We start from the raw sequence: 6,619 nt of genomic DNA, 5'->3' as shown, positions 1-6,619 counted from the left end.
GAATGGAAACCCGTTCTTTGAATCACAATGGATAAAGTTTGATATTGTATGAATAATAGATCTGAAATAGGAAGAAGAATTAAGTTGCTGAGAAAGAAGAATAATTTCTCTCAGGCTCATGTTGCCAGTATTCTTTATATTTCTCAGGCTGCATATTCTTTAATTGAAAGTTCTCAAAATGGGATCGTTGTAGACCATATATTGAAATTGAGTAAACTATATAAGGTTACTACAGATTATTTGCTCACCGGGGAGAACAACTATATTAAAATTGGCCGTGATACAGGCTTTGTTCCTTTTATTCGAGCGCATATCCATGATAAATTTTTACAGAATCTTGAGAGTGATGATATTTTTGATATTAAAGACTGGTTTCGCATTCCAGGTTTTGATTTCGTAAAAGACCAGACTCTTTTCGAGGTGAAAAGTGAAAATATGAGTCCCACCATATTTCCGGGGGATGTTTTAATTTGTCAGGTACATCATAACATCGATCAGGTTTTAGATGGTTCCGCTGTAGTTGTGATTACGGTTGATGGGATAAGAATTAACAGAATAAGGAGAGATGCCGATGAGAATTATTTTGTTATGGAAAATGATAATCCGGCTGCTACCGAAGGTAATGGAAGGATAAGCAAAAATGAACTCCGTAAAGTGATGATGATAAGCGGGAAAATAAGCAACGTTCTTGTATCCAGTCAGGCCATGGCAGATAATGGGAAAATTCAGGAGCTTGAAAAGGGGATTGACCTTTTAAAAAGTGAGCTGTTGGAGATGAATCATAGATTGTATTCTTTTACGGAGAAAAAGCAAAATTAGGGTTTGAGTCCGTTAAGTTTTTTTATTTCTTTACGTTAAGAAAATGAAATATGAAAATGTTTAAGAATCAATGGTCTAATATTATTTTTATTGTGATCATTCTTGCCCTGGTAATTCCACAAACCAGAAAACCCATCCAGATCTTTGTAAATAAATTAATATCGTTCGCCCCTTCTATCAATGATGAAGATGACAGGGAAAAGATTGCGAACTATAATTGGGTGCTTGAAAGTAACAGAGGAAAACGAACTGAATTTTCTCAGTTTAAAGGAGAAGTGATCATTATAAACTTTTGGGCGACCTGGTGCCCGCCTTGTATTGCCGAAATGCCCAGCTTTCAGGAATTATATGAAGATTATGAAGGGAAGGTTACCTTTCTCTTTATATCCGGAGAACAGCGTCAAACCGTGGGAAATTTCATGAAAAGAAAACGATTTACGCTTCCTGCCTATAAGATGCTTACCAAAGCACCGGATCCTATGGATGGCAGAACTTTACCTACAACTTATGTGATCTCAAAAGATGGAAGCATAGTAGTGAATAAAGTAGGTTCTGCAGACTGGAACAGTGACAGTTTTAGAAAAACGCTGGATAAACTTATTGCCGAATAGGTTTATAGCTTATTTAATAAGGATCTTAAAAACTGAGGGTGATAGAGGGAGAGCATAATTCTTAGATCTTCAGAAGAACTTGTTTCTTCATCCAAAAATTTGAATATATCCTGGATATTATTTTTTGTGTATAGCTTGGTGAATAAAGATTCTCCAAGGTCATTCCGTTTTTCCAGCACATCCAGAAAAATTGCATCGTACCTCTGATATTTAAGATTCAATAGTTTGTGAGAAGGTCGCTTCCCGGCCTTGATATTTTCAATGACGCGCTCTACTTTTTTTTCTGTGCTTTTAAAAGAATAGCCCGTTGATGGTTTAACCCAGCCGCCAGCTGTTCCTATTTTGGTGATATGTTTGGTGTTGGATGCGGTAAAAGTATAATCAGTCATAGGAATCACTCCTTTTTCTGAATCAAGGATCTCGTATTCTGAAATTCCAAGTATTGTAGAGATGTACTTCTCTAATTTTTTATCATAAATAGTCTCTTCGGTAAGTTGAGGAGTAAAGTAAGTGAACTCTATTAAAGCTTCAGTAGCCGTAAAAGGAAGGACATAGGTAAAACAGGTGTTTTGCTTATGTTTTACACGATAATCCATCATGGTAAATTTCCGTGGATCGAATGTATTCTCATTGACTTTTATATGGATTCCTTTAAAGTGCTGATATATCAGACTGGCAGCTGAATCCTTCTTATAATCTATGGGAGGGCGGCTGTCAAAAAAATGTGTGGCGGTATAATTGTCGATCTTTCCTTTTGCCGTTCTGGTAACGGAATCTATTGCGGATACCTCGTCCTTAATAAAACTGAATTCATTTTTCGCATCTAAAGTCTCTCTCGCATAATTATAAAAATCTATGGATCTCAACATCTTGTAGCTATATGGCTCAAGATCCAGATCTTTAGAAATATCTGTGGTTACGAATTTCCCATGTTGCCATTGTTTGTATATCAAATCATCCCATCTTCCCGGTCTAGATTCCCAATAACACCAGGTCTTATCGTTTAATGATTTTTCGGATGGCTCAATGATGGCAATTTTCTTTCCCTTAAAGAAAATATCTTCACTTATCCTTAGAGCAAGTTGTAAACCTGCCATTCCACCTCCAACAATTACATAAAAATAGTCTGGGGTGATCATAAAGGCAGAATTTATTTTTTGAAATATTTAAAAGGGACGAACAACATTCCAAAACATTCACCATCATCTTTTCCAAGATGCTTATGATGCATTTTGTGAGCTCTCCTTATACCTTTTGCGTATTTATTGTTTGCGTTTCTAAAAACCTTGAAACGCTGATGTATAAATATATCATGAACCATGAAATAGGTAATACCATAGGCCAGAATACCTAAGCCAATTGGCAGGCCTATCCATACATCTTCATATTTCCAAAGTAGAAAACATCCTATGCTAATAAGGGCATAGAATACAAAGAACAGGTCATTTCTTTCCCACCAGCTGCTATGTTCTTTTTTATGATGGTCTTGATGTAATTTCCACAAAAATCCATGCATTACATATTTGTGCGTAAACCACGCCATTCCTTCCATTATCATGAAAGTACCCAGAAACACTAAAATCCACATCAAAATATTCATTATCAACTCGTGTTATATAAGGTTTAATCTATATGAAATATAGGATTTTGCTAATAGTCCGGCTTTTGTATAATTAGGAACTCTTATTCTCCTTTTTTTAATTTCAAGCGAAGGAATTCTTTTTAGTTTATGTAAAAGTTTTCGATAATAAACATAAGCGGTATATACCCCAAATTTTGCTTCTACGGGCAAATTAGCAATTCCACGTAAGCCTTTGGAAAAGTCTTCTTCTATCTCTTCAATTATCCGTTTTTTATTTAATTCATCCAGCTGAGAAAGATCGACATTGGGGAAATAACTTCGGCTAAGGTCATCATAATCGGCCTTGAGATCGCGAAGAAAATTCACCTTCTGGAAAGCTGAACCAAGGCTCATTGCCGATTCTTTTAGCGCTTCATATTTCTTTTGATCTCCCTTTACAAAAACCTTGAGACACATTAACCCAACCACATCTGCACTGCCATAAATATATTGTTTGTATTCGTCTATGGTTAAATAAGCCGATTTATGAAGATCCAGTCTCATGCTGTCCATAAAGGCCGTGTAAAGTTCCTTTTCAATTCCAAACTTATGTACTGTTTCCTGAAAGGAATTCAGGATTGGGTTAAGAGAAATTTTTGCTGCCAGAGCTTTGTTCAGATCGGTTTCAAAGTCATTAAAAAGTTCTTCTTTATTGTAATCATGGAACGAATCAACGATTTCATCTGCAAACCTTACAAAACCATAAATATTATAAATATCCTGCCTTATGGTAGGTGCCAACATTTTAGTTGCAAGACTAAAGGAAGTGCTGTAAGAGTTTGTAACGGTTCGGCTACAAGATCTGGAGACGATGTCAAAAATTGCTTTCATAATTTACTTTTCCTGGTTTTGTTGAATCAATCCCGCTGCCAGTTTTCCGGAGATCAGGGATGGAGGAACTCCCGGTCCCGGTACAGTCAATTGACCGGTGAAGTACAACTTTTCTACCTTCTTGCTTTTAAGTCCAGGTCTTAGAAATGCGGTTTGAAACAGCGTGTTTGCCATTCCGTAGGCATTTCCCTTATACGAATTATAAGCTTCTTTAAAATCGTTAACTCCAAAGGATTCCTTAAATATAATACTGTTTTTTAGATTTTGGTCGGTTAGATCTTCCAGTCGATTTAGAATCATCTTAAAATACTTCTCCCTGATTTCATCTGAATCTTCCAGATCTGGGGCGAGGGGGATAAGAAAAATCCCTACTTCTTTACCTTCAGGAGCACTTTCCTTATCTGTTATAGAGGGAAAGCTCGCGTAAAATAATGGATTCTCCGGCCATTGCGGGTTATCATAAATTTCTTCAGCATGTTTTTTAAAACTGCTATCAAAGAAAAGGGTATGATGAGCTACATTCTTAAGTTTTTTATCAAATCCCACATAGAAGAGTAGAGAGGAAGGAGCAAAAGTCTTTTTGTCCCAATATTTTTCTGAATACTGTCTTTCGGTTTTAGGTAACAAACTTTCAGAATGGTGGTAATCTGCTCCTGAAAGGATTACATCGGCATTATGTATAACCCCATCTACAGCTATTCCTTTAGCTTTTCCATTTTCGGTTATAATACGCTCAACGGGAGAATTTAAATGAAACTTAACTCCTAAGCTTTCTGCCAGCAATTTAATGCCTTCAATTACTTTATACATTCCGCCCTTAGGTTGCCAGGTCCCTAATCCAAAGTCGGCATAATTCATAAAACTGTAAAAGGCAGGTGTATCGCTGGGTTTGGCGCCCAGAAATAAAACAGGGAACTCCAGGATTTGTCTAAGCTTTTCGTTTTTAAATTCTTTGCGCACTTCGGTGCTAATATTTGTAAAAAACCTGCCTAGTCTTTTTGCAGTTGCCAGAGTAATTAATTCCATGGGTGAGATACCTGGCCTGTACACGAGGTCTTTTATGGCAATATCGTAGTTGTCTCTGGCTTTTGTAATGAATTTTCTGAGCTTTTCTGAGCTTCCGGATTCAACCTCCTCAAAAGTCGCGTAAATCTGCTCTAAATTGCCCGGAATAATAACTGAATCTCCTTTTCCAAAATAAACCTGATAAGCAGGATCCAATTTTATTAACTCATAATAATCTGAAGGTTTCTTGCCAAAGTCGGCAAAGAAGCGTTCAAATACATCTGGCATCCAGTACCAGGTTGGTCCTATGTCAAAAGTGAACCCTTCTTTCTTTAATTGTCTGGCCCGGCCTCCAACCGTTGAATTCTTTTCAAATAAATGAACCTGATAACCACTTTTAGCCAGATAACAAGCGGCCGCCAAAGATGAGAAACCGGATCCAATTATATTTATTTTCTTATCCATTGATTGGATTAAATGAGAGTTATAAAATCTTTGATTGAGGCATACACATCTATATTTGAAGGTAAGTTGGTTTTGTCTATCTCCTTGGTTCTTTGTCCAAATAACATTAATTGCCTGGATTCCTTTTGGCAAAGAGTTTCCTGGAATTCATGAATAAAATTTTGAATACTTGTATTTACGGGGGAAATGGTCAGGTAACTTAAAAAAACCGGATTGGAGTGCATGGATAAAATGTAGTTCATATTTTCCAGAGGCAGGCTGTGGCCTAAATAGATCACTTTTTTACCAATTCTCAATAACTCATAATGAAGAAATAAAAGTCCTATATCGTGGATTTCATTTTCCGGTAGAAACAGCACGTATAATTTACTTTCATCAATATTCTCTGGAGAAAGTTCCGCAATATTTAAATAGATCTTCTGTTTTATTAATTCAACTATATAGTGTTCATGTATAGGTTTGATGGTATCTGTTTGCCATAACATTCCCACCTCATCCAGCAGGGGAAGAAAAACATTATAAAACACTTCTTTAAAATCAGATGTATTTCGCATCTCCCGGTAAACTCTTTCGAACAGGGCAGAATCAAAATTCATCATAGCCATTTTAAGGGAATTCCGGGCTCTGTTCTCTTCACTGGAGGAAGCAGAAATTCTGTTTACAAGCTTATGAATTTCTTCTTCAGGCATTTTTGAGATACGGGAGATCTTATAACCATGACTATTCAAAAAGGAAATATTCAAAAGCTTCTGTAGATTATCTCCATCGTAAGTCCGGATATTGGATTCGGTACGGTCAGGATCAAGGATATTATAACGTTTTTCCCAGATGCGTATGGTATGGGCTTTAATACCACTAAGATGTTCGAGATCTTTAATGCTGAAATTTTGTTTTATATGTTCCATAAGTTGTAAGGACTTCATCAAATCTAAACAATAAATCCCGTTAGAACTTAATTCAAAACGTTAAAGTGTTTAAAAAAAATAAAAAATAGTTAAACAGAATTAAATCAGGCACAAAAAAAACGGCTATTTGCCGCAATAAAAAAAAGGAGAATGTAGTACCCGGAGCGGGACTTGAACCCGCACGCCCTAATGGACACATGGCCCTCAACCATGCCTGTCTACCAATTCCAGCACCCGGGTGAATGTATGGAATTTAGTTCCATATAGGCTGGTAAATAAAAAATCTTGAATTAGATTGAACTTCTTTCGATCGACTGAAGCTTAAAAGCTTTTTCAGTTAAAATCAAAATAGTGATCTGGCT

General features: G+C 36.4%; 7 protein-coding genes and 1 tRNA gene. 2 read left to right on the top strand and 6 right to left on the bottom strand.

Going from position 1 to position 6,619, the window contains the following annotated elements:
* Window positions 1–48 precede the first annotated feature (48 nt).
* Both ACNKXV_RS02205 and ACNKXV_RS02200 read left to right on the top strand, forming a co-directional pair.
* The gene (locus ACNKXV_RS02205; RefSeq protein WP_417906061.1) at window positions 49–819 is read left to right on the top strand and encodes an XRE family transcriptional regulator; all 771 of its coding nucleotides are present in this window, start codon (window positions 49–51) and stop codon (window positions 817–819) included.
* Between the two features lie 56 nt (window positions 820–875).
* On the top strand, window positions 876–1,430 hold the full coding sequence (locus ACNKXV_RS02200; protein WP_417906060.1) for a TlpA family protein disulfide reductase: 555 nt from the start codon (window positions 876–878) through the stop codon (window positions 1,428–1,430).
* 2 nt (window positions 1,431–1,432) lie between these two features.
* Here the strand turns inward: ACNKXV_RS02200 and ACNKXV_RS02195 are convergent, their stop codons facing one another.
* From ACNKXV_RS02195 to ACNKXV_RS02170, 6 genes are all read right to left on the bottom strand, one after another.
* Entirely contained in the window at window positions 1,433–2,569 is a 1,137-nt protein-coding gene (locus tag ACNKXV_RS02195) for a lycopene cyclase family protein (protein ID WP_417906059.1), read from the bottom strand.
* 11 nt (window positions 2,570–2,580) lie between these two features.
* On the bottom strand, window positions 2,581–3,030 hold the full coding sequence (locus ACNKXV_RS02190; RefSeq protein ID WP_417906058.1) for a sterol desaturase family protein: 450 nt from the start codon (window positions 3,028–3,030) through the stop codon (window positions 2,581–2,583).
* A gap of 12 nt (window positions 3,031–3,042) precedes the next feature.
* Window positions 3,043–3,882, bottom strand: a complete 840-nt coding sequence (locus ACNKXV_RS02185) for a phytoene/squalene synthase family protein (RefSeq protein WP_417906057.1) — start codon at window positions 3,880–3,882, stop codon at window positions 3,043–3,045.
* A gap of 3 nt (window positions 3,883–3,885) precedes the next feature.
* A complete protein-coding gene (locus ACNKXV_RS02180; protein ID WP_417906056.1) occupies window positions 3,886–5,352 on the bottom strand; it encodes a phytoene desaturase family protein in 1,467 nt (488 codons plus the stop codon).
* Between the two features lie 8 nt (window positions 5,353–5,360).
* Window positions 5,361–6,257: a MerR family transcriptional regulator gene (locus ACNKXV_RS02175; protein WP_417906055.1), complete on the bottom strand. Its 897-nt coding sequence runs from the start codon at window positions 6,255–6,257 to the stop codon at window positions 5,361–5,363.
* Window positions 6,258–6,413: 156 nt separating this feature from the next.
* Window positions 6,414–6,497, bottom strand: a tRNA-Leu gene (locus tag ACNKXV_RS02170).
* Window positions 6,498–6,619 lie beyond the last annotated feature (122 nt).

The organism is Christiangramia aquimixticola (genome assembly GCF_048285835.1).
In the GTDB taxonomy this organism is placed as follows: Bacteria; Bacteroidota; Bacteroidia; order Flavobacteriales; family Flavobacteriaceae; genus Christiangramia; species Christiangramia aquimixticola.
This window is presented reverse-complemented; position numbering and strand designations above follow the sequence as displayed.